The organism is Salinicoccus cyprini (genome assembly GCF_007713705.1).
GTDB classification, from domain to species: Bacteria; Bacillota; Bacilli; order Staphylococcales; family Salinicoccaceae; genus Salinicoccus; species Salinicoccus cyprini.
This window is the reverse complement of record NZ_VMSJ01000001.1, coordinates 287,663-309,903: the sequence shown is the minus strand read 5'-3', so window position 1 is coordinate 309,903 and position 22,241 is coordinate 287,663. Positions and strand designations below refer to the sequence as shown.

The window sequence follows — 22,241 nt, the reverse complement described above, 5'->3', positions numbered from 1 at the left end:
TGTCCTCCCTTAAAGGATTGAATATACCAGCTGCTGGGTGTAGGCGTGCTGTGGGTCTTCCAGTATCTGATCGGTGATGCCCGCTTCGATGACGGAACCGTTCAGCATGACCATCGTGCGGTCGCACAGCATGCGGATGATGGCCAGGTCATGCGAGACGACGACCATGCTGATGCCGAGTTCGCGTTGGATCTCCTTGATGAGCTCGAGCACATCCGCCTGGACGGACAGGTCGAGACCTGTCGTCACCTCATCGAGCAGCAGGATGGGTGGATAGTTCGACAGTGCCTTGGCGATCTGCACACGCTGCTGCATGCCGCCTGAGAAATTGACCGGTGGATCAAACTTGCGGTTCAGCGGAATATTCACCTTACCGAGGAAATGGTCACCGGTCGCTGTCATGTCACCGACATTGCGCGAACCGCTCGCAATGAGCTTCTCTGCGATATTGCTGATGGCTGAGAAATCCATCTTCAGTCCATAGACCGGATTCTGGTACACCATGCCGAGAATTTCATTTCTGATCTGTCGCTTCTGGCGGCTCGACAGTTTCAGCACATCCGCTTCGCCATCCAGGAAATCCGCCAGGTGGTATTCACCGGAAGATGCCTCCTGGTCGAAATAGAGCATCTTCATCAGTGTGCTCTTGCCGCTGCCACTCTCACCGACGATGCCGAGAATCTCCCCTTTATGGAGATCGAATGAGATATCGCTGCATGCATGGATGGTGCCGCATTCGGGGCAGATGTTGCGGTCCAGTACCGCATCACTTTCCATGCAGTAGGCGCATCCCTCTCCGTAGTGCTTGCTGAAGTTTCTGACACAAAGTGCCACATTATCCGCTGTCTTCATTTTACAGATCCTTCCTTGTTCATTTCTTCGATCATATAGCTCGTATCGTTCGTCATATAGTATGTCTCACCTGTCGTCTCATCGATCAGCTCATCCATATAGACACCAGTCAGTCCGGACTCACGGCACGTGACATCATCGAATGATTCGACTTCGAATGGATGATCTTCAAATGCCAGGGAAGCAACCTTCGTGTAGGGCGGCACGGCATAGATCTTCTTTTCACGGCCGGCACCGAGCAGGATGAGTCCGTCGTTGTCTTCAAGTTTCGGGTTGTCGAACCTCGGAATCGGGCTCGGTGCCATGACATAGCGGCCATCGACAAGGACCGGATAGTCGGCATCATCCGTAATGGAACCGTAGCGCATGATCTGCTCGAAAAGCCTCAGCCAGGCACCACTGTATTCCTTATCTGCATGAAGCTGCTTGGTGATCCGTTCGGATGGCTCCACCGGCCTTAGTGGTTCAGGCAGCGGCACCTGCAATACGAGAATCTGGTACGGCTTGAGTGGCACTTCCGGTATCCGGTGCCTGGACTGGATCAGTGTCGCCGCGTCTGTGTGGATGGTGTCCTTGACGCCTGTCGTGTCCTGGATCAGGCGTCTGATGTTCACCGCGTTGACCGATTCATCCGACCCCTGGTCGATGACCTTCAGTATGTCCGCCTGCCCGATCAGGGACAGTGTCAGCTGCAGTCCACCCGTTCCCCAGCCACGCGCAATCGGCAGTTCCCTTGAAGCGAACGGCACCTGGTAGCCCGGGATGGAAATGGCCTTCAGCGTCTTTCTTCTGATTTCCTTCTTTGAATGCTCATCAAGAAAAGCGAAATTCTGTCTCATTGTCCGTGCTCCCCTTTCGTCTGGCGTACCCGGTCCAGTACAGACTGGAATGTGACGTAGTGCGGCAGCTTCAAGTGTGAAATGAACCCGGTGGATTCCACACTGTCAATGTGCAGCAGCACAAACTCATCATCACTGGTCGCGGCGTCCCCTACCGGGTGCTCGAGACTGTAGTCGAGTACACTCATGGCAATCGCCTTTGTCTCGTTCTGGCCGAACGTCAGTCCGTAGCCGATCTTGAATGTCTTCTCCGTATTGCCCAAATCATCCATGTCATCTTCATCCGCCGGCATGAATGCTTCCACTTCCGTCAGTTCAATGTCGCCGATATAGTATGCGTCGCCCGTATCGAATGGATCGATGTGCACCGGCTGCTGGCCGACACGCACTTCCCCGATATTCGGATGGGAGGAATAGCCGTACCCACGGATCTCGGCATACCCCAAGGAGGTGACAGCACCTGTCTGCCCCCGGGTCAGCGACTGGAGCCGCTCGCTTCTCGAGCTTGGAAACTCGATCGACTGCTTCGTGATGTCATCCGGTTCCCTGTCATCTTCCGGCTTTTTGGAAAATAGACCTTCCTGCTCGAGATAGTCGATGACTTTCGGCAGTGCATCGAGTGCATGGGTGTGCGGAATTTCCGTATAGGCTTCCGCTGTTTTATTTCCAGCAAATGACTGGTCGTCATCCAGCAGACGATGGGTGAAGTCCGGTGACGCACCAAGAATCTGGCCACCCGGGATGTCCTTGAAGCTCGCCGACACCCTGCGCTCGACAAACATGTCACGCGTATTCGTCACTGTGGAATAATGGAGTCGCGGCAGTGTCGAACGGTGCGCGCGGAGCAGGAACACCGCCTCCTCCATATTGCCTTCCGCCTGCAGGATCGACAGCGCAGCGAGATCGCGGTCATACAGGCTCGCCTCCGACATGATCTGGTTGATCAGCTGGTTCATGTTCGCCTTGATGTGCTCCACTTCGATTTCATATCCTGCTGCATGCTGCTTGTCCTTGTACATGCGGACCGACGCCTGGATGGCCTTCGTGCCACCTTTTACTGCAACATAACCCATCTAGACCACCTCCACAGTTGTTGTTCTTGGAATGACTGTCATATGGTTCTCCCGGTCGACCAGTATCAGATCGATGCCGATCGGGAACTCGGCACAGCGCACGTCGCGGAGTGCCATCCATTTCGGATCGAGCGTCATGCCGAGTGCATTGACTGCCTTGATGCCCGGCCCCTGCAGCTGGTAGGCATGTCCGCTTCCGATCGCCTCCACTTCGATGATGAGTGTCGCCGACTTTTCGGGAGAAGCCAGCGTACCCACCTTCATTGTCTCCATCATCTCCGCGGTCAGTTCACTTTCCTTCACGACAATAAAATCCGCCTCGCTGTTTTGAGCAGCCTTTGCACCGGTCAGCGTCATGAACTCCTCGCGGTCACCTTGCTCAATCGTAGAAAAACTGACTTCGTTATCGAACAGTGTCAGCACCGTTGCCAGCACCGCATCAGAGAACCGGGTGAAGTTCGGTATTCCAAGCGTCCCCGCTTCCATTTCACCGGGTCTTGAAAAGAGATCGATCAGCTTTCTGTAATGCTGCTGTGTTTCATGTACCATCGTTGTCATGGAATTGCCTCCTATTCCGCCATCATGTCGAAATCGACTTTGGTCTTGAGAATTTCATTTGTCCTGCTCTTTATGAATACAGATTCCTTCAATTCCAGCTTGGCCAGAATATCTTCGAGCGCTTCAAGAAGTACTTCGAGTTTGAAGCACAGGTCGATGAAACTGAGTGCCTCGCTCAACTTTGCATTCGAACCCTTCACAACACCGAGCCCGACCGTCTGCCCCTGCCTGATCTTCGTTTCCGTCACGAGCATCTCGCCGATGTAGAACAGGCTGTTCTCCGCATGCTCCCTGACCTTGATCATCGTCAGCCCTTCAGCCGGTTCGGAAATGATGTCGAAATCGACCTGGCTCTGATATGTATTGAAAAACTCAATTGCTTCCTGTTCTCCATATTTGATGAATAAAGACGTCCAGCGTTTTCTTTCCATTGTCATCCCTCCATAACTCCATCCTAACTTGTTGCCAAGCTGGCGAATTTTAAAAACCTGTAAAGTAAGTAAAATAAAAGTAAAATAAAAGACTTTCTGTTAATTGTTTAACAGAAAGTCTTTTATCTAGGCTAGAAGAGTATACTATGCCTTTTTATTTTGGTTATATCTACTTACAAACTTATTAAAGTAATCCTCAACGTCTTTAGGAGTATTAAATGCAGTGCTTTTCCATTCGGAATCTGAGTAAAAAGTTTCTAACTTATCATAATTTATATGGCAGCACTTAATAACACTTAATTTTATTTGATTTTTGTATTGTTGTGGTATGTACTTATAAAAACTTAACTTTATCCAAATCAATTCATATATTGAATAAACTAGCAGACAATATATGAAAGGGATGACCCATATACTAAAAACTATAAGCATTAAATATTCTTGAAGTATATCAATAAAGACAATTAACTCAAAATTCACTACAAATTTAATACTAGAAAATGTCACCAGAGTTAACCCAATAATGGAAAGTACTAAATTAAAAAAATTTAATTCTCTAGTGTATTTCTTACCTTTATAATTTCTCAGAAAACCTGCAAAAAATGAACAACAAAGCAACATAAATATTAATATCAATTCAATAAAATAATTAAAGTTATAGGTGTTTATAATTATAATTAACAAAGCAGAAATTGATATTGTTTTTACTACAAAATATTTAAAGTGACGTTTTAAGTCCATTGCCTTTTTAAATTCACTTGCAGTAAATATAAGAATAAAACCCTCAAATAAGAACCATAAAATTGTCATTTTCAATAAATGAAGATTCCATAAATTAATTTGATAAGATATATAAATGATTAGTAGGAACCATATCAAATACATAATATTCGGTATTAGTAATTTATAACTAAAGAAAATCTTAAACACAGAACTAACTGTGTGTAGTTCATTCTTTTTTATAAGTGCTAAAACACAAAACAAAACAAAAATTAAAACCCACGTAATAATGGCCCACTCTCTTGTTGTTGGGGTTAGGGTAGTTAAAATATCGTTTAAACGGTCGTGACTTAGTGTAGACTGTATAAATATTTCTTGTATGCTTTCACCTTCTCATGAATAGGTTGACTAATAAAACGTGAAGAAATAACGATTAGGTTCAAGTATATATAATAGCAAATTCAGTTCACAGAACCAAGGGAGTGCTTGAACAAGTCACTTCGATATAGAATCCTCGTCTGCTCGAGCATAATATCTCTGTCGACATCCGCTGTATGGGACTCGTAGACGATCAGCGGCACCAGTTCAAGGCACTCGAGCTGCCTCTGTTCATTAAGCGTTGGAAATGTCGTATGGATCTGCGTGCCACCGGACGTCAGATTGGTATACCCTTTACTACTGTAGTAGTTGAAAATGGAAGACAACTGATCCGTCTCCCTGCTGATATCCGGCACCATATCCTCCCTGATGAAGGAGATGTGGATGGCACACGGGACGTGGTTGACGATGCGCAGCCGTGCGACCTTATATATGGAAACATCCGCCCCAACACCTAGCGTAGCGCGGTACTTCTCCTGCTCCTTGCCACTCGCATAATCCGCGAAGATTACCCGACTTTCATACGGTACACCCTGCTCCTGCATCTTGCCGGAGAAACTGCGTTTTCCCGTCATATCAAGTTCAATGACCGGCATCTTCTCCTTCACGAAACGGCCGATGCCCTGCCGGCTGTCAAGCAGTCCCATCTTCTCCAGCTGAAGCAGCGCATTCCTGACGACAATGCGCTTCATTTTAAAAGAATCCGCCAGTTCGTTTTCACTCGGCAGCTTGTCACCCGGCTCCAGTTCGTGGTTCATAATCATCTCCTGGATGGCGTTCCTTACGATGCTTTCGTTGGATACGCTGAAATCAGGCTGGGTCATAATGTGCCTCCCTCTGTACTCTAGTCATAAGTAATCATATAACATTCATAGGCACACTCCAACTGTTTCCCATAATGATGATAATACGATGCAAAAACCGATCAGACCATCCTATTGGTCGATAACCTCCACGCCTTCGGGCAGATCCATCTGGAACAGGTCCATCGGCGGTTCAATGCCCTCCACCAGTGCAAGCACCTCGTACTCCATCGATCGCTCCCCCTGATTCAGCACTTCCTTCAAGACCAGCCAATGCTCGGAATCTATCCATAGATCTATTGTAGTCCCGCTTTCAATTGCCTCTTTTTTCGGAGTGAACCTCATATGATGAGCATTTCTCCCGTTAACTTCATCTTTCCCCACTACACTGACATTATGGGATTCTTTATAGCTCGCAATCCTCTGTTGTACAACGTCCGCCTGAGATGGCAGGTCGATGCTCTGCACCAAGGTCTCACTCCGTATCGCCATCTCATCCCCTTCCGTGTAGATGATCGAATCCCGGTCATTCCCTACTATATAATGGGTGGGTGCATCTTCCCGCTCTATTTCCTTGCGAAGATGCTGCTCTCCGTTTCTCCAGTAGAACCATTCCCTGGACACCGTTTCATCTGTTTCATCCCCCGCATACATAGTCACTCTCGATTCAATATAATAGTTCTCCAATAGCTGCCCCACCTCCGATGCGTTCTGCAGCAATATCTCCTTGGTGATGCTCCCAGTCCCCTCCATCTCTACTTTTCTGTTCTCCAATGTCGCTGTCTGCTCAATGCTCTTTACTACTTCAACATCCGGCTTACTCTTTGTCACCGGCTTTTCGCTCTCATTCTGAGTAGTGCACCCGACCATCATGAGCAGTAAAATCCCAATCACCATAATCTGCGATACGGCATATCGTTTCATTCCACTGCCCCTTTCAATAAAAGCAAGTTCATTAATCCCTCTGATAGCTTCCCGCTACCCCTTAATTTTTCTGACTATTCTATTTATTTTCATTATACATTAAACCGTGTTACATATTACAAAATATAGAAAATAAGTATGCTTTATTATGTAATTTATTGATTATTGATCAGTAATACCAGTATCCATTATGAATTTAAATATAAAAGCACCCCCAAAATTGAGATGGACTCAACTTCGGGGAATCACATACTGACTATATGATTTTGGACTATGCTATAATTTTCTGTACTATTTTCAAATTGGCATGGGGGCGAAAATATTGAACATAAAGAACCATTTCACCCATCTCGGCATAGTTTCCATTGAGAAACTGAACAAGGGCTGGTCGGGTGATGAAAAATTCATTTTGACGGATGATAAGGGGAAAAGGTACCTGCTGCGACTGGTTGACATCAAGAAGAAGGAACGGAAAATAAAAGAATATGAGCTGATTGAAAGATGTGACTCTGCCGGCGTCCCGGTTCAGAAACCACTGGAGCATGGTGCATTGGATGACAAATACTACATACTGGTGGAATGGATTGATGGTGCGGAGGCTTCTGAACTGCTGCCGGCACTTACGAGTCAGCAGCAGTATGATCTGGGAGTTGAAGCCGGGGAGTATTTGAGAAGAATCCACGCGCTGCCGAATGGGCAGCCGGAGTCTCAGTGGGAGGAGAAGTTCAATCGGAAGATCGACAGTAAAATCCGGATGTATGAACAATGTGCATACAAGTATGACAAAGGGCACCTCTTCATCGAATACATAGAAAATCACCGGCATCTCCTTGATGACAGAGAGCAGGTGCCCCACCACGGGGATTACCATTGCGGCAACATGATCATAGACGATGAGCTCGATCTGCATATCATCGACTTCAATCGCCATGATGTCGGGGAGCTGTGGGAGGAGTTCAATCGGATTGTCTGGTGTGCGGGCAGGAGTTCTCGATTTGCAGCGGGACGTGTGGATGGCTACTTCGACGGACATGTCCCGGATGATTTCTGGAAGCTGCTGCTACTGTATATCAGCACAAACACACTCTCGTCACTGCCGTGGGGCGTGCCATTCGGCGAGAAGCAGATCGAAGTCTTCATGAATCAGGCCAAAGAGATACTGTCCTGGTATGATGATATGAATACAGTGGTACCAAGCTGGTATCGTGAAAATAAATAGCCGGATACAAAACAAATGACAGACCAGGGAGACGCTGGCCTGTCATTTATTTATTTCAGCTTATAATCGCATTATTCACAACGGATTCAGGCTTTGCACCCAAGATGAGCAGGAAGATTTCTGGTGCATCAGCATGGTCGTGCCGATTGAGCAGATCGAGGAATGTCTCAAACCCTTCCATGGTCTGCAGTTTCTGAACTTCCTGGATAAGAATGTCCAATACAGATCCCTTGATGAACTTCGGATCGGGTTCGCGATTTCCGCCTGTAATGAGGTCAGCCAGATAGCGGTACTTCACCTGCAGCTGCCGGGACAGGCTCGTGACGTGGACGATTTCTTCGTAGAGTGCCGGGTTTTTGATGCTGATCGTTTCAAGTTCCTGCTGGACTTCGGTGATGGTTTTCTGATTGACGTACATATGATCGACCTCCTATTGATTCCACGGTTTTTCGATGCTGATCTTCGTCGTAAGCTCCTTGCTGTGTTCGCGGCGCTCCCGGCGCATCGTTGTGCGCTGGGCGTTGGATTCGAACAGATACTTTTCCTCGTCCGTCTCCGGAATGATGCCGGGTACTGCAATCGGCCGCTTCGTCTCTTCGTCCAGTGCAACGAATGTCAGAAAAGCGGTGGCGGCGACTTTGCGTGCTTCGGTTACGAGGTCTTCCGTAATCACCTTGCAGAATATTTCCATGCTCCGCTTCCCTGTTGAAGAAACGAATGCTTCGATGCATACGGATTCCGACTGGGTGATCGGGTGCAGAAAGTCGATCGAATCGATGGAGGCTGTCACACACTCCCGCACCCTTGCATGCCGTCTTGCCGCAAGGGAGGCGACATTGTCGATGCGCTTCATCAATACACCACCAAATAGCGTGTCATAGTTGTTCAGGTCATTGGCAAATACCTGGTCGATACTGATTACCTTGCTGTCTTTCGGATTTTTCGCTTCCACCATTATTCTCATACCTCTCAATCACTTGATGGTTCCATCATACGACGTCGACATCCGGGTGAAAAATAGCGGTTATTCATGATGTCCATAGATAAAAACTATGATAGCGGTATCAGCGCCCTACTCATAGTACTGCTGGAAGAACTTGAGCCACTCCTTGACGATGAAACTCATGTACCTGTCGCGGTTCCATATGACACCGAGCCGCCACTTGAGCACAGGGTCCGTAATCTCCAGTGTGACCGAATCCCCATTGAGCAGGGAGGCGACACTCTTCGGCAGGATGCATATGCCAAGTTCTGCACTGACCATCTCCTCGATGAAGTGCCACTGCGCGGTCTCGGATATCACTTTCGGTGTGAATCCTGCGTTCTTGCATGCCGAAGTTATGATTTCATTCAGATAGAAATCTTCGTTGAACATGATGAAATGTTCATTTTCAAGTGCAGCCAGTTCAACCGACTGTTCACCGGCAAACTTGTGATGCTTATGTACGATGAGGCTGAGTGATTCGGTCAGAAAATTGAATGAATCGAAATCATCCCCTTCCGTCGGCAGGACAGCAATGCCGATATTGATATCATCCTGCCTGAGCCGCGTTTCGATCGTGCCGCTGCCACTCTCGATCAGCTGGAACGTGATTTCCGGATAGAGCGTATGAAAGTCCTTGATGATCTTCATCAGCCGGCTCACATCCATAATGGGTGGCAGGCCCATCTTGATCTGGCCCTGGCGCATGCCGACCATGTTTTTAAGATCACTGTGCAGTTCGGCATGGCGGCGCAGTATTTCCTCACACTGTCCGTGGAACACCCTGCCCGCATCCGTCAGTACAAACCGTCTGCGGTTGCGGTCGAACAGCTGCATGCCGAGCTCCACCTCCACATCATGGATCGCCTTGCTGATGGTGGGCTGCGAAATATACAGCCGGTTCGAGGCTTCCGTCATGCTGCCATACTTTACAATGGCGGAAAAATACTTCATATGTTTGATGTCCATGTCGAGGCCCCTTTCCATATAGTATAAAAGACTGGTCTACCAAGCGGTATTTCTTCATTTTAAAACAATATCAGTGTAGGCACATCATATTATTTTAAAGATACGCAATCACAAAAAAATTCCGGGGTGCTTACCCCGGAACGCTCATGCATACGATTCTATTTATCTGGTTCAGCCGGTTTGGAAATTTCCTCGAGGGCGATTTCAGAGTCCTCAGGGTCTTCTTCGTCCACTGCTACGTCACCAAGGGACACGATGCCTACGACTTTGTTATCTTCAATGATTGGTAGACGGCGAATCTGCTGCTGTGCCATGAGGTTTGCCGCTTCTTCCACGTCCATATCGGGCGTGCCGGTTATATTGTCGGATGATATGATGCGGTTTACCGGTGTGTCGAGTGAAAACTGGGCAGCAATACCGCGTATGACCAGATCCCGGTCTGTGATGATGCCTCTCAGGTTGCCACCTTCTGTAACAGGGATGGAGCCTACATCCAGTTCCATCATTTTTGACGCGACTTCCTGGATTGTCGTTTCAGGTCCGCATGTTTCGACTTCAGTCGTCATAATCTCACTGACTTTCATCAATAATGCCTCCTTCTGATCTGCATTCATCTTGCATGTTTTATATGTACCACGTTCCAAAAGCACTTAACCATTTTTTCAAAGCCTCATCAGTTTTCAGAATGTTTGATTAACTGTATTATGAAAATTAACGAGAAACACTTATCCATACTAAAGATTCAATGGCTATTCGTAGCCATCGGATACAGGGAGGAACACAAAATGAACAGAAGACAAAGAATCTGGTTCGAAGAGAGTGGCAGCAGACTGGATCCCGGTCTGATCGAACAATTGCGCATCAGCCGAAGAAGCACCGTCCAGACAGCAAGCAGCAACGAAATACCCGTCATCATAAAGTACAGAAGTCGCTGCGGCGAAGATGAAAAAGATGATCTGCTCAAGCAGTGCAATATCGATTCCCATAATCATCTGGAGCAGGAGATCCGCATCATCAACAGCACAAAAGGCCGGCTGACGCCCGAGAAGATCAAAGAGATCAAGGACCATCAGGCCATCGAAAGAATCTATTATGACCGGCCTGTTTCGGCGTATCTTGATATTACGGATTCCCAGATCGGAAGCGGTAAAGTCAGGGAAGAACACAATCTCAGCGGGAAAGGTGTCACCATTGCGGTGCTTGATACAGGCGTCCATCCCCATGCCGATCTGACGACTCCTGACAACCGCATTATTGCATTCCATGATGTAATCAATGGACAGACTGAACCTTATGACGACAATGGACACGGGACTCATTGTGCTGGGGACGCAGCCGGCAATGGTGCACTGTCTGATGGACAATTCAAAGGTCCGGCACCTGAATCTGCCATCGTTGGTGTGAAAGTGCTGGATGGTACCGGCAATGGCAACCTGTCCCACATCATTGCTGGCATCGAATGGTGCATGAACAATAAAGACGCATATGATATCCGGATCCTCTCCCTTTCTCTCGGTTCCAAGGCACTTGAGTCCTACCGGAACGATCCGCTTTCACTTGCAGCCCAGGAGGCATGGCATGCCGGCATGATCGTCTGTGCTGCTGCCGGAAATGATGGACCGGCGCCATCGACCATCGGCACACCGGCCATCAATCCATTCATCATTACAGTCGGTGCAGCAGACGACCGGGATACGGTCGAACGCGCTGATGATACAATCGCCGATTTCTCCAGCCGTGGACCGACCATCGATCAGCTGATCAAGCCTGATATTTATGCACCCGGCAAGAATATCATCTCCCTGCTTGCACCAGGGTCTGCTGCCGAAACGCAATTCGCCGACCAGGTCATTGAGGAAAATTATATCCAGATGTCCGGCACCTCAATGGCAACACCCGTATGCGCCGGTGTCATCGCCCTGATGCTTGAAGCCAATCCCAGTCTCAGTCCAAATGATGTAAAGAGCATACTGCAGATGACCGGTGAGCCGGTATTCGGCAATCAATGGGGATATATCAATGCAGAAAGCGCCGTCGAAATGGCACTCCGGTACGCGGAAAACCGTCGTCAATCCGCTTCAGTGGACAGTCAGTCATCATAATCCCACTGCTCTCGAAAACTAATAAGCCGATCGGTTGAATTCTCAACCGGTCGGCTATCTCCATTATCCATGGTTACCATAATACAGCTTCGTTTTACACTTCTATCACCATGCCCGCTTTCGCAAGAGAAACGTTCTCCCCGCCGGCTGCTTTTGCTGATGCGGCAAGGTCATCCAGGTTGCCATAGTGTGGCAGATGGGACAGAATCAGTCTTTTCACGCCTGCTTTGGCCGCCAGTCCGCCGACTTCCTCGGCGTTCATATGCCCCATCTTCTCCCCGTCTTCACCAGCGTACAGACTGCATTCGGATATGAGCACATCCGCATCTTCAGCAAAACGGACAAGGCTCTTCCGGTAGCTGGTGTCTGCGGTGTAGACCAGTACATGCCCCTCATCATCCGTAACCCGCATGGCGTAGGTTTCGACCGAATGGGCATTCTTATGGAACGTGATAGAGAACGGGCCGATTTTGAAGGTGCTGTCCCTACCGTATGGATGGAACGTACTGTTCTTCACTTTGTTCACCTGATCCTTCACACCTTTGTCATCGGGACCATAGAAGTTGAGCGTCTTATCCACTTTGCCGAGCTGCGTACTGATCATGCGTCCGAACAGGAATGATCCGATGTCGACAGAATGGTCGTAATGATAGTGTGTAAGGAATATATGGTGCAGATTATTCAGGTCGATATAATTCTGTACATGTGCTGCCACCCCGCTCCCTGCATCAAGCAGTATCGAAAATCCGTTCTTCTCGACCAGATAGCCTGAAGTCGGTTCGTTCTTTTTCGGGAAACCGCCCCACATGCCGACGACTGTACATTTCATAACACTGCCTCCGCTTCATCAATATAGTATATTTTCTTCTAACCTCATGGGGCGGCGTTCAAACTTTTCCCCATCGAGCGTGCGCTACCCCCTGGCATAGATCAGCTGTACGACACCGGATTTGAATACACGTGTATCCTTCAGTTCCAGGTTCAGACGCTCATCAAGATTACTGAATAGCGGCTTGCCTGTACCGAGCACCACCGGATGGACGGACAGCCGGTACTCGTCGACAAGGCCTTGATTGATGAATGCTGTAATCAGTTCAGCACCCCCATACAGCCAGAGGTCTTTTCCAGACTGCTGCTTCAATTCATCGATCATCTCAGGAATGCTCTCATTAATATATTCTACATTATCGTGTGAGTGGTCCTGTGTTCTCGAAAACACGTACTTCTCCATGCCGTCCATCATCCGCCACATTTCAACTTCCTCTTCATCAGCATCCGTTCCGGGTCTGAGTGCTTCAGCCAGTTCATAGCTCTTTCTCCCATAAAGGATCGTATCGATCGAGTCCAGAAAATGTGTGAAATCCATATCCGGGTCCATGATGCACCAGTCGATCTCCCCATTCTCCCCTTCAATAAACCCATCGAGCGTTACAGCCAGATCAAGCACGACCCGACGCTTTTCATTTTCCATATATGAACCTCCATCCAGTTTCATTCTAAAAGAGACCAGCCCCTGCTGGAGCTGGTCTGAACAACTGTGCTATCCACCGATAACAAAATTGCGGTTTATTCTTTCCAGTGTGCCAAGTATGCTGATGGCAGCAAGATAACTCGTTTTCGGGTTTTCAGGAAGCGGATTGTTTTCTATTGTAAATGAAGCTTTGCCGAATGCGCCTTTCACCTCGATATGGTGAGTATTTCTATCGGTACGCGGATCGGCAATCAGCAGAACCTGGGTCCGCTCCATACCGATGCCGGCCATGGCCAGGATGACTGCAACGTTCATGTTCTTCGGGAAATGCTTGATGGCATCGATCGCCTTCCCTTCAAAGACCGCTTTTTCCGCCTCCGTCGTCTCATAGGTCAGCGAAGCTGCCGGTTTCCGAGAGGTCAGTTTGACACTCTCCAGTTCTCCGTAAGCCTGGGCATTCTGCAGGAGATCGAGACCTCCGATGGCACCGGACGGCAGATGCAGTGTCGTATCATGTTTCTTCGCAATCTGCATCAGCTGAGCGACAAATTTTCCTTCGGCCAGTGCACCGACACTTATCAGCATCGCATCTTTCTCGCCCAGCACTTGCGGCAGCACCGATTTTGCCACTTCAACATTCGCCGCTTCAACAACAATATCCATGTCCGAGGCCAGAAATGCATCCAGATCGGCATGGAGCTGTACATCAAAGTCCTTCTCAAGATGCTGGTACTTCTCCTTATCTCTGACAAGCACATTCGTAATCTTCAGATTTTCATGCGCGTCATGATTGACCCGTTCAAGCATTACGTTCGCTATCGCACCTGCCCCAATGATTCCTATATTCATGGCAATCATCCTTTCGTCATTTGAGTATCCATTTCTACTCTACCCAAACTGGATGAAGGCATACATTTAAATCGAAGGACCTGCCATCAGATTGTAATAATAATGAAATGTATAGTTATCTTGTTCGCGGGTATAAACTCTAAATCACGAAATGATGAGAGGTCATTCCATGTCACAGCGTAAAAGATTTACTGAGCTGGATTCAATGCGCGGTCTAGCTGCTCTGATTGTTGTTTTCTATCATTATACCGTCTACTACGATGAAAAATTCGGTCATGAACAATGGGGACAGATCGACCTGTTCACCTTCGGCCACTATGGCGTACAGCTTTTCTTCATCATCAGCGGTTTCGTCATATATATGTCTTTGATGAAAGTGAAATCCGTGTCCGATTTTGCCATAAAACGGTCAATCAGACTGTACCCGGCATACATGTTTTCTGTTGCGCTGACATTTCTCATCGTTTCCCTGGCTTCAGCGGAATCCCTTCGAACGACATTCCCGGAAGCAATGGTCAACCTGACGATGCTGCAGGACTTCATACCGACTGTAAAAAATGTCGACGGTGTATACTGGACACTCAGAGTCGAGATGACCTTCTATGTCATCATGGCCATTCTCCTGTCCATGGGACTGGCAAAGAAAACAATGTCGATTGCGATTATTTGGCTTGCTGCATCTGCTGTGATCCAACTGGCAAACACCGTTCTTGCAACGGATATGACGGCTTTCATTGAAAAATATTCAATGTCCAACTACAGTCAGATGTTCATCATCGGCATGATGTTCTATGGCATATGGCAAAATGGTAATCACAAAAAGTATTTTTACATGATCGGCCTGGCCATCGGATACGACTTCATCTTTGAAGGGGTCACAAATGGGCTGTTCTCCATACTGTTCGTCATCCTCTTCCAGCTGATACTGATGAACAGGATGCAGTGGCTGAACTCCCGGATACTGCTATTCTTTGGTGCCATATCCTATCCCTTGTATCTGGTCCACCAGAACATCGGCTATGTCATCATCTACAAGATGGAATCCGCCGGATTCCTGAACATCTCTTATATCCTTGTCCCATTCCTGGCGAGTGTCCTGATCGCCTACGGCATCCACCAGTACATCGAGAAGCCAAGTCAAAGTGTACTGCTCAGTATGCATAAGGACAGACGGGAAGGATATTTGAAACATCCTTTAGTAAAAAAATAGCGTTCATGCAAGGTGAGATATCCCACCGCGCATGAACGCTTTTCATTTTATGCTACTGGCGCTGCTTTGCCCAGTTGATGATGCCGCCGGCCAGCAGTATATCGAGATGGCGACTGGTCATACTGTGCCTGACGGTAATCTCTTCGCCGGAGTTCTTCAGCCGGATGGTGAATGTGTTCCCATCCCGGATGGCCTGATGGACATTTCTGAACTCGATGACATCTTCCTGTTCAATCTTCCCATGGTCTTCTGCGTCCACAAAAGTCAGCGGCAGAATACCGAAGTTGATGAGGTTCTGCAGATGGATTCTGGCAAAATTCTTGACCAGCACCACTTTCAAGCCGAGATACCGGGGGGCGAGTGCCGCATGCTCACGACTGGATCCCTGCCCATAGTTGTTGCCGGCTACAATCATGTGCCCGCCTTCTTCGAGCTTCTCCTCCGCCCTTTCCGTATATGTCTCATCGATGCCTTCAAATACGAACGTGCTGATTTTTGGAATGTTGCTGCGGAATGGCAGTACCCTCGATCCACCGGCGAGTATTTCATCCGTCGAGATATTGTCCGCCATCTTGAGCAGCACCGGCATATCGAAGTTGTCCTCGATCGGATCGAAATCAGGAATGGATGTGACGTTCGGCCCCTTCGTGATTTCTACACTGCTCGTATCTTCCGGAGGAGCTTCGAGCATTTCTTCCATTTTGATGGCTGCCGCCTCCGCTATTTCGGGATGCTCCATATCAAGTGTGCGCGGATCTGTAATGACACCGCTCAGTGCAGAGGCGGCCGCGGTTTCGGGACTGCACAGGAAGACACTGTCCTCCTTCGTGCCGGAGCGTCCCGGGAAGTTCCGCGGCGTCGTCCTGAGACTGTTCCGCCCTGTCGCCGGTGCCTGGCCCATGCCGATACAGCCGTTGCAGCCTGCCTGGTGCAGTCTGGCACCCGATGTCAGCAGGCTGCCGATATGTCCGTTCTCCACCAGCTGCTGGAGCAGCAGGCGTGATGTCGGATTGATGTCGAAAGAAATGCCGTTCGCAATCTGCCTGCCTTTGACAATCTCTGCAGCAATCGCGAAGTCCCGGTATCCCGGGTTTGCAGAAGAGCCGATGTATGACTGGTAGATCTCCTCCCCGGCGATCTCCTCGACCGGCACGACGTTATCCGGACTGGTCGGCTTCGCAATCAGCGGCACCAGTTCGGACAGGTCGATCTCATCATGATCATCATATTCCGCACCTGCGTCGGCCTTCAGTTCATTCCACTCATCCACGCGACCCTGCGTACCCATGAAACGCTTCACTTCCTTGTCTGATGGGAACACCGATGTCGTTGCACCAAGTTCTGCCCCCATGTTCGCGATGACGTGCCGGTCCATTGCAGAAAGGTCATCGAGACCTGGGCCGTAGTATTCGATGATCTTGCCGACACCACCATTTACCGTATGACGGCGCAACATCTCAAGGATCACATCCTTCGCACTGACCCAGTCCGGCAGTCTACCTGTCAGTTTCACTCCCATGATGCGGGGCATCTCCACGTAGTACGGCTCTCCCGCCATGGCCATCGTCACATCGATGCCGCCGGCCCCCATCGCAAGCATGCCCATGCATCCGTTCGCACATGTATGGCTATCCGAGCCGAGCAGCGTCTTGCCGGGTATCGCCAGCTCCTGCATATGCACAGGGTGGCTGACCCCGTTCCCCGGTCTGCTGTAGTGGACGCCGAATTTCTGTGCTGCACTCCTTAGGAATAGATGATCATCCGGATTACGATGATCATTCTGTATCAGGTTATGGTCGACATACTGTGCAGAAACTTCCGTCTTCACCTTGTCTATCTCCATCGCTTCCAGTTCCAGCATCACCATCGTCCCTGTAGCATCCTGCGTCAACGTCTGGTCGATCTTCAGACCAATCTCTTCCCCGGGCGTCATCTCTCCCGAAACCAGATGTTCCTGGATCAATTTCTGAGTCACATTCAATGGCATGTTCCCGTCCCCCTTGTAGTGTTTTACCGTTCTGCTGTAAACATCCTCTACAGATACTATTACACCAATCGGGTAATTATAAACTGAATATTCCAAACACTGTTGCTGAGCTCTCAAAAATACTGTCTGTCCCAAACTCATCGGCTCCTCGAGCTGTAGACTTTTTTAGCACAGTATATAATGTAATAAAAGACGGCGATTAAAATGGGCAGGCACTTGCGGCTTTCGAAGAGTGGATAAAATAGCTTCAGAAATATAAAAATGCGGCGAAGGTCCTGTCATAGACCTTTGCCGCATCTTTCTCTAAATTAATAAATCATATAGTGTTCATAAAGATTTCCATCTTGCTATTCTACTCCCAATGTTCCGCCCTGTCATGCGTGACATATGTGCCGGCAATGAGATCATGAATGGCGCGCTTGTCTTTTCTCAATCCCACCATGAATGCTGAGACGATCAGCGCAAGACCGAAAGTTACCGCGTATATGATACCGCCGAGAACTTCACGCAAAACCATCGTACTAAGATTTACATCCGTTCCGTCCTTTTTTACGATTCTGATATTGAGCAGACGCTTGGCAACTGTATAGCCATACACAAATGTTGGAAACAGTACGAAATAAAGTATGCTGGCCACACTCTCGATTGCCTGTGTCAACCGACTCTCTGTATCCATCCGAAACACGAAAACAAGCGTTCCGATGACCATGCCGATCAAGAGCGCATCAAGCACTCTCGCCCCAAGTCTGACCCAAAATCCTGCTACGTTTGACATTTCTGAACCTCCACACTATTTCTCTTTCTTCCATTGTAGCATTGACACACTGTAAATATATACATTACTACAACAAAAAAAGTCACCGCTTCAACCACTGCTGGTGCAATGATTGAAACGATGACCATCGTGTAGCTATCTAAGCCGACAACGAGAATCGAACTCGTATTGCAGCCTTACCATGGCTGTGTTCTACCATTAAACTATGTCGGCGTATTGGAAAAGAATCGAATTTCATAATATCATACTTCGATCACTTATGTATAGAAGATGAGAAAATCACGATGCAAATCTATGTCGAAATTCTCTTCTTCTATAATACTACACTGCAATCAGATTTCCACCGTTTTCTTGTATAATATTTCACCATGAAACAAAACCTCCAGCAACCCGGATTCACCTTCGGATTTCTGGAGGTCTTAATATTTGCTGCCTAATCTTCTATATACGCCATGATCAGTTCAAACGTATTTCTTATCGCATCCGTATGTGTCCGTTCCATGCCATGGCTGCTTGCGACACCCGGGCCGATCAGTGCGGCTTTGATGTTGGCGCCGGCACCGAGTGCTGCGGAAGCGTCACTGCCGTACATCGGATATATATCGACGGCATAGTTGAGCTTCTTATCTTTCGCATGATTGATCAGCTCTGTCGTCATACCATAATCATAAGGTCCGGACGAATCTTTGGCACAGATGGAGACGTCGTACTCCGTACATTCCAAATCGAGCCCGATGCATCCCATATCGACAGCGAGCAGTTCCGTAATGGCTTCCGGAATCCAGGCTGCCCCGTGGCCGACTTCCTCATAAGTGGAGAAAATGAACTTCAGGTTGGTCGCAGGCACAATGTTCTCCGTCATCAGTGTCTTCAGCACACTGACCAGGATGGCGACGGATGCTTTATCATCCAGGAACCTGGATTTCACAAATCCTGATTCCGTAACGACAACTTTCGGATCATAGGCAATGATATCGCCGTTCTGGATGCCCAGCTCTTTCACATCCTCTTTGCTTGTGACACGCTCATCCAGCCTGACAACCAGATTATCGATGTCCCGCTCCTTCGTCGATGCATCCTTATAGACGTGGATGGATGGTGACTTTGACAGGATCGTTCCAGTGAATACTTTATCATCACGTGTAATAATATCGCAGTACTCACCATCAAGTGTCGGTGTAAGTGGTCCACCGAGCTTGGTCAGTGATAGTGTGCCGTCGTCATTGATGGAACGCACCATCAGACCGAGTGTATCGATATGACCACTGAGCCCGCGGGTACGTGTCGTATCCTGCCCTTCAACACTGACAACCAGGTTGCCCTTCGGCGTTGTTTCGGTCTCATAGCCCACCGCTTCAAGCGTCTCACACACGAAGTCCACCGCGTTTTTCGTATACCCTGACGGGCTGTTGATCGACAGCAGTTCTGTCAGAAATGAAATCGTCTCTTCTTTTTTAAACATATTAGTATGTATGAACAAAACACAATTTGTTCATACCCTCCCCTCTTTATTATGTAAAACTTCGACAACTAGAATATTACCATACTCGCACTGAAGAGAACCTTGAAGAATCCAATTACGAATTTATTTACTCGAGAGATACCATGTATCAGCAGGATATCTACTCTTAAAAAATAGCACAGTATCCGCGTGATTCAGCAGATACTGTGCTTTCTTGTCCAGATGGTGTATAGATATCAGTTGTTTTAATTTATACATACTATTTTTCGTCTAGCTTTCGTTTTAAATTCGTTTATGAAAGTATAAGTTCTTTATTTAATGCTCTAGCTATTTTATTTATCGTTCCAAATGAAGGGAGGCTTTCCAGGTTTTCAATTCTTGATAATTGACCTTGAGTAATACCCGAGAGATCCGCGACTTCTTTTTGAGTCATTTTCAAACGTTTGCGTTCACTTTCAAGCTGAGTAATGAGTTCGATGATTTTCTGATCTTCATCGCTTACACCCCATTCTTCAGGATTGAATACTTTTCCTACCTCCATGTTGATCCTCCTCTTTAAGTTATTTTATTTGTATAACCCTACAGGGGGAAATATATTGTGGAGTTTCAATCTCCCCTGTATAGTTAAAGCTTATTTGTTTGAAATCTTTTTCGAACGCTTAATTGCCAAGTCTATGCATCTGCGTGGGATTTCGGATTGCTTCTTTTCACATAGTACAAGCACAACCGCCATGTCCTCTACATATGTGTATAGCACCCTATAATACAAAGGCCTTAATTCATATATACCCTTTTCTACCTGGTCGGCTTTCGGTCTTGATACATCATGACCTTGCTACCTCAAATAAACCAGATAGTTAATGATCACTTTGGCTACTTCCGGATCTATATCGCAACAAGTGAATATAAAGAAAGCTCTGGAGAACTCATATTCTCCAGAGTTTTAGTCAATTTAGTTTTATACTTGTCTTAAATTATTCAATCTCTAAGTGAGTCTGCAAACTCATAGGATATATAGTCTTTATCTTCTGTTTCAGTATATGCCTTTTCGGTATGGGAATACTCTGATATATCAGTAGCATTCATATTTTTGAAATCATTGATTACGCCATCCAGTATTTCCAATTCATCTTCATCAAATGAAGAAAGGTCAGGTTGGCCTACCGGAATAAGGTATTCACCTTCATAATCAGCAAATGGCTCCAATTTTACATGTTCCATTTCTGACAAGGCATCGAGAATAAGGTAATGGTGATCAGGTACTGGTCCATAAGGAAGATGACGGTAGGTCAAACCACTTATGGAGAGCCCTGTCTCTCTGAAGTTCCTGAAGTCAGAGTAGAACAGAAGTTTCATCAATTTAGTCTTTGATACCTTATCCAGTTTGTCGGTCAGATAAACGACCATTCCAACCAGTTTATTAAAATCAAATTCAGCGTAACCATGAAGTACCGGGTCATCATCGGATTTTATCTTCTTCGACAATAAAGCGATTGTATCACGCTCTTCAGATTTCTTTTGCTCGTCTTCCAATCTATCATGCATTCTTTGAAGATCCAGCTTCTTAAGCTTATCCTTGTTCTCATTATATAATTTATGTGCAAAATCAATATCATTTCTTAAATTAAGCAGCATTGTATGGTGGGAATTTGAAGGGATTGCTCCAGACTCATATCGGCCTACTGTAGCCATGCCCCATCCCAGTATGGTAGCCAAGCCCCGTTGAGAAAGACCATACCTTCTTCTGAGTTCTACAATTTCTTCAGAAGACATGATATTGTTCTGTTCCCGGTAAACTTGAAAAGCATTATTGATATTAAGTGAATCAAGTTGTTCATCATAGATTGCTTCATTGCAGACACCACACACTCTTACTTCGCTTTCAATCTCAATGTTTTTGCCTCTTATATTATAAACTTCACTTCTGATTTCCGTATGTGTCTGTCTCACCTCATTACAGTTATCACAATAAACACTTCTCTTCGCTTCTCTGTCATGTCCTTTACTTTGTTTTTTGGTAACAGTCATTGCTGCTCCCCTCTTTTCTAGCTATATAAAATCTTAGATTATCTTCTCTTAACTTATTTTAATCTTTCTTAGCTTATCTTCTTTTTATCTACTACTTCTTGTAAGGTAGGAGCATCGGTTTCTCAGCTGGTTTAAACGACAAACATTTACAAAGACCATCATTTGAAATCTTCAATTTTATATATGCCATTTCACCATCGATCAATTTGCCGAATACCCAGATATCGGTACCATCACCATTATGGTCGGGAGATGGTCCTTTATAGTAATCCGTGTACTTCAAAGTACTTACAATACTTTTTGCCTGCACCAGTGTCAGACCCAGCATTGTAAAATCGAATTCTCTCCGCACGAACCTGAAGTTGTGCGGCTTGTGCATGTACTTTCTAAAACGTTTCAGAAAATGGTTGATTTCATCTTTTGATGCATTCCGCACTTGATCACGACCTTGTAATATTACGCTTAAAATTATCTTCCATAAAACCACATCCTTGTTTTGATGTAAATTCATTATAAGAGCTATTCTACATTTTTGCAATCAATTGATATCAAAAATAAAGTGATTTATAAGATTATGTACTTTAAAACATAATAAAACCAGCCGAATAT

At 46.9% G+C, this 22,241-nt stretch carries 24 protein-coding genes, 1 tRNA gene and 1 pseudogene; 3 read left to right on the top strand and 23 right to left on the bottom strand.

The features are described from left to right. Positions 1-9: 9 nt before the first annotated feature. The 8 genes from FO441_RS01445 to FO441_RS01410 form a co-directional block, all read right to left on the bottom strand. Positions 10-852, bottom strand: a complete 843-nt coding sequence (locus FO441_RS01445) for an ATP-binding cassette domain-containing protein (protein ID WP_145284749.1) — start codon at positions 850-852, stop codon at positions 10-12. Beyond that, positions 849-1,691, bottom strand: a complete 843-nt coding sequence (locus FO441_RS01440; protein ID WP_145284746.1) for an alpha-D-ribose 1-methylphosphonate 5-phosphate C-P-lyase PhnJ — start codon at positions 1,689-1,691, stop codon at positions 849-851. The genes FO441_RS01445 and FO441_RS01440 overlap by 4 nt, the downstream gene beginning before the upstream one ends. Further along, the gene (locus tag FO441_RS01435) at positions 1,688-2,764 is read right to left on the bottom strand and encodes a carbon-phosphorus lyase complex subunit PhnI (RefSeq protein ID WP_145284743.1); all 1,077 of its coding nucleotides are present in this window, start codon (positions 2,762-2,764) and stop codon (positions 1,688-1,690) included. Before FO441_RS01435 ends, FO441_RS01440 begins: the two co-directional genes overlap by 4 nt. Then, on the bottom strand, positions 2,765-3,322 hold the full coding sequence (gene phnH / locus FO441_RS01430; protein ID WP_145284740.1) for a phosphonate C-P lyase system protein PhnH: 558 nt from the start codon (positions 3,320-3,322) through the stop codon (positions 2,765-2,767). An 11-nt stretch (positions 3,323-3,333) separates the two neighbouring features. Continuing rightward, a complete protein-coding gene (locus FO441_RS01425; RefSeq protein ID WP_145284737.1) occupies positions 3,334-3,753 on the bottom strand; it encodes a phosphonate C-P lyase system protein PhnG in 420 nt (139 codons plus the stop codon). A gap of 144 nt (positions 3,754-3,897) precedes the next feature. Continuing rightward, positions 3,898-4,569 (bottom strand): hypothetical protein, encoded by a 672-nt coding sequence (locus FO441_RS01420; protein ID WP_145284734.1) that lies wholly within the window; start codon positions 4,567-4,569, stop codon positions 3,898-3,900. 365 nt (positions 4,570-4,934) lie between these two features. Next, positions 4,935-5,675: a GntR family transcriptional regulator gene (locus FO441_RS01415; protein WP_145284731.1), complete on the bottom strand. Its 741-nt coding sequence runs from the start codon at positions 5,673-5,675 to the stop codon at positions 4,935-4,937. Between the two features lie 111 nt (positions 5,676-5,786). Then, entirely contained in the window at positions 5,787-6,578 is a 792-nt protein-coding gene (locus FO441_RS01410; RefSeq protein WP_186365438.1) for a LolA family protein, read from the bottom strand. A 322-nt stretch (positions 6,579-6,900) separates the two neighbouring features. On the opposite strand from FO441_RS01410, the gene FO441_RS01405 reads away from it, so the two are divergent. Continuing rightward, on the top strand, positions 6,901-7,797 hold the full coding sequence (locus FO441_RS01405) for a phosphotransferase family protein (protein WP_222927797.1): 897 nt from the start codon (positions 6,901-6,903) through the stop codon (positions 7,795-7,797). Between the two features lie 55 nt (positions 7,798-7,852). Here FO441_RS01405 and FO441_RS01400 read toward each other — a convergent pair whose 3' ends face one another. The 4 genes from FO441_RS01400 to FO441_RS01385 form a co-directional block, all read right to left on the bottom strand. Continuing rightward, positions 7,853-8,215, bottom strand: a complete 363-nt coding sequence (locus tag FO441_RS01400; RefSeq protein WP_145284723.1) for a hypothetical protein — start codon at positions 8,213-8,215, stop codon at positions 7,853-7,855. 12 nt (positions 8,216-8,227) lie between these two features. Beyond that, complete coding sequence (locus FO441_RS01395) at positions 8,228-8,752, bottom strand: acyl-CoA thioesterase (RefSeq protein ID WP_145284720.1); 525 nt, start codon at positions 8,750-8,752, stop codon at positions 8,228-8,230. A 117-nt stretch (positions 8,753-8,869) separates the two neighbouring features. Next, positions 8,870-9,748: a LysR family transcriptional regulator gene (locus FO441_RS01390; protein ID WP_145284717.1), complete on the bottom strand. Its 879-nt coding sequence runs from the start codon at positions 9,746-9,748 to the stop codon at positions 8,870-8,872. A 158-nt stretch (positions 9,749-9,906) separates the two neighbouring features. Beyond that, the gene (locus FO441_RS01385; RefSeq protein ID WP_145284715.1) at positions 9,907-10,332 is read right to left on the bottom strand and encodes a CBS domain-containing protein; all 426 of its coding nucleotides are present in this window, start codon (positions 10,330-10,332) and stop codon (positions 9,907-9,909) included. A gap of 201 nt (positions 10,333-10,533) precedes the next feature. On the opposite strand from FO441_RS01385, the gene FO441_RS01380 reads away from it, so the two are divergent. Further along, complete coding sequence (locus FO441_RS01380; protein WP_145284711.1) at positions 10,534-11,850, top strand: S8 family peptidase; 1,317 nt, start codon at positions 10,534-10,536, stop codon at positions 11,848-11,850. 94 nt (positions 11,851-11,944) lie between these two features. On the opposite strand, the gene FO441_RS01375 is transcribed toward FO441_RS01380, so the two are convergent. From FO441_RS01375 to nadX, 3 genes are all read right to left on the bottom strand, one after another. Continuing rightward, positions 11,945-12,679, bottom strand: a complete 735-nt coding sequence (locus FO441_RS01375) for an MBL fold metallo-hydrolase (protein ID WP_145284707.1) — start codon at positions 12,677-12,679, stop codon at positions 11,945-11,947. A gap of 84 nt (positions 12,680-12,763) precedes the next feature. Then, positions 12,764-13,321 carry a dihydrofolate reductase family protein gene (locus tag FO441_RS01370; RefSeq protein WP_145284704.1) on the bottom strand — a complete coding sequence of 186 codons (558 nt, stop codon included), beginning with the start codon at positions 13,319-13,321 and terminating at the stop codon, positions 12,764-12,766. A 69-nt stretch (positions 13,322-13,390) separates the two neighbouring features. After that, positions 13,391-14,170, bottom strand: coding sequence for an aspartate dehydrogenase (gene nadX / locus FO441_RS01365; RefSeq protein ID WP_145284702.1), 780 nt, complete (start codon positions 14,168-14,170; stop codon positions 13,391-13,393). A gap of 169 nt (positions 14,171-14,339) precedes the next feature. Between nadX and FO441_RS01360 the strand changes: the two genes are divergently transcribed. Next, on the top strand, positions 14,340-15,380 hold the full coding sequence (locus FO441_RS01360; RefSeq protein ID WP_145284699.1) for an acyltransferase family protein: 1,041 nt from the start codon (positions 14,340-14,342) through the stop codon (positions 15,378-15,380). A gap of 52 nt (positions 15,381-15,432) precedes the next feature. Here the strand turns inward: FO441_RS01360 and FO441_RS01355 are convergent, their stop codons facing one another. The 8 genes and pseudogenes from FO441_RS01355 to FO441_RS01320 form a co-directional block, all read right to left on the bottom strand. Next, positions 15,433-17,367 (bottom strand): aconitate hydratase, encoded by a 1,935-nt coding sequence (locus FO441_RS01355; RefSeq protein ID WP_145284696.1) that lies wholly within the window; start codon positions 17,365-17,367, stop codon positions 15,433-15,435. Positions 17,368-17,719: 352 nt separating this feature from the next. Beyond that, the gene (locus FO441_RS01350; protein WP_145284694.1) at positions 17,720-18,142 is read right to left on the bottom strand and encodes an RDD family protein; all 423 of its coding nucleotides are present in this window, start codon (positions 18,140-18,142) and stop codon (positions 17,720-17,722) included. A 142-nt stretch (positions 18,143-18,284) separates the two neighbouring features. After that, positions 18,285-18,355: transfer RNA gene (locus FO441_RS01345), tRNA-Thr, on the bottom strand. A 220-nt stretch (positions 18,356-18,575) separates the two neighbouring features. Further along, entirely contained in the window at positions 18,576-19,604 is a 1,029-nt protein-coding gene (locus FO441_RS01340; RefSeq protein ID WP_145284691.1) for a M42 family metallopeptidase, read from the bottom strand. A 292-nt stretch (positions 19,605-19,896) separates the two neighbouring features. Continuing rightward, a complete protein-coding gene (locus FO441_RS01335; RefSeq protein ID WP_145284688.1) occupies positions 19,897-20,145 on the bottom strand; it encodes a helix-turn-helix domain-containing protein in 249 nt (82 codons plus the stop codon). Between the two features lie 90 nt (positions 20,146-20,235). Further along, positions 20,236-20,427: pseudogene (locus tag FO441_RS12740) on the bottom strand (type II toxin-antitoxin system RelE/ParE family toxin); the annotation flags it as partial. A gap of 155 nt (positions 20,428-20,582) precedes the next feature. Beyond that, positions 20,583-21,632: a type II TA system antitoxin MqsA family protein gene (locus tag FO441_RS01325; RefSeq protein ID WP_145284685.1), complete on the bottom strand. Its 1,050-nt coding sequence runs from the start codon at positions 21,630-21,632 to the stop codon at positions 20,583-20,585. A gap of 91 nt (positions 21,633-21,723) precedes the next feature. After that, positions 21,724-22,068 (bottom strand): type II toxin-antitoxin system MqsR family toxin, encoded by a 345-nt coding sequence (locus FO441_RS01320; protein WP_186365437.1) that lies wholly within the window; start codon positions 22,066-22,068, stop codon positions 21,724-21,726. Positions 22,069-22,241: the final 173 nt, after the last annotated feature.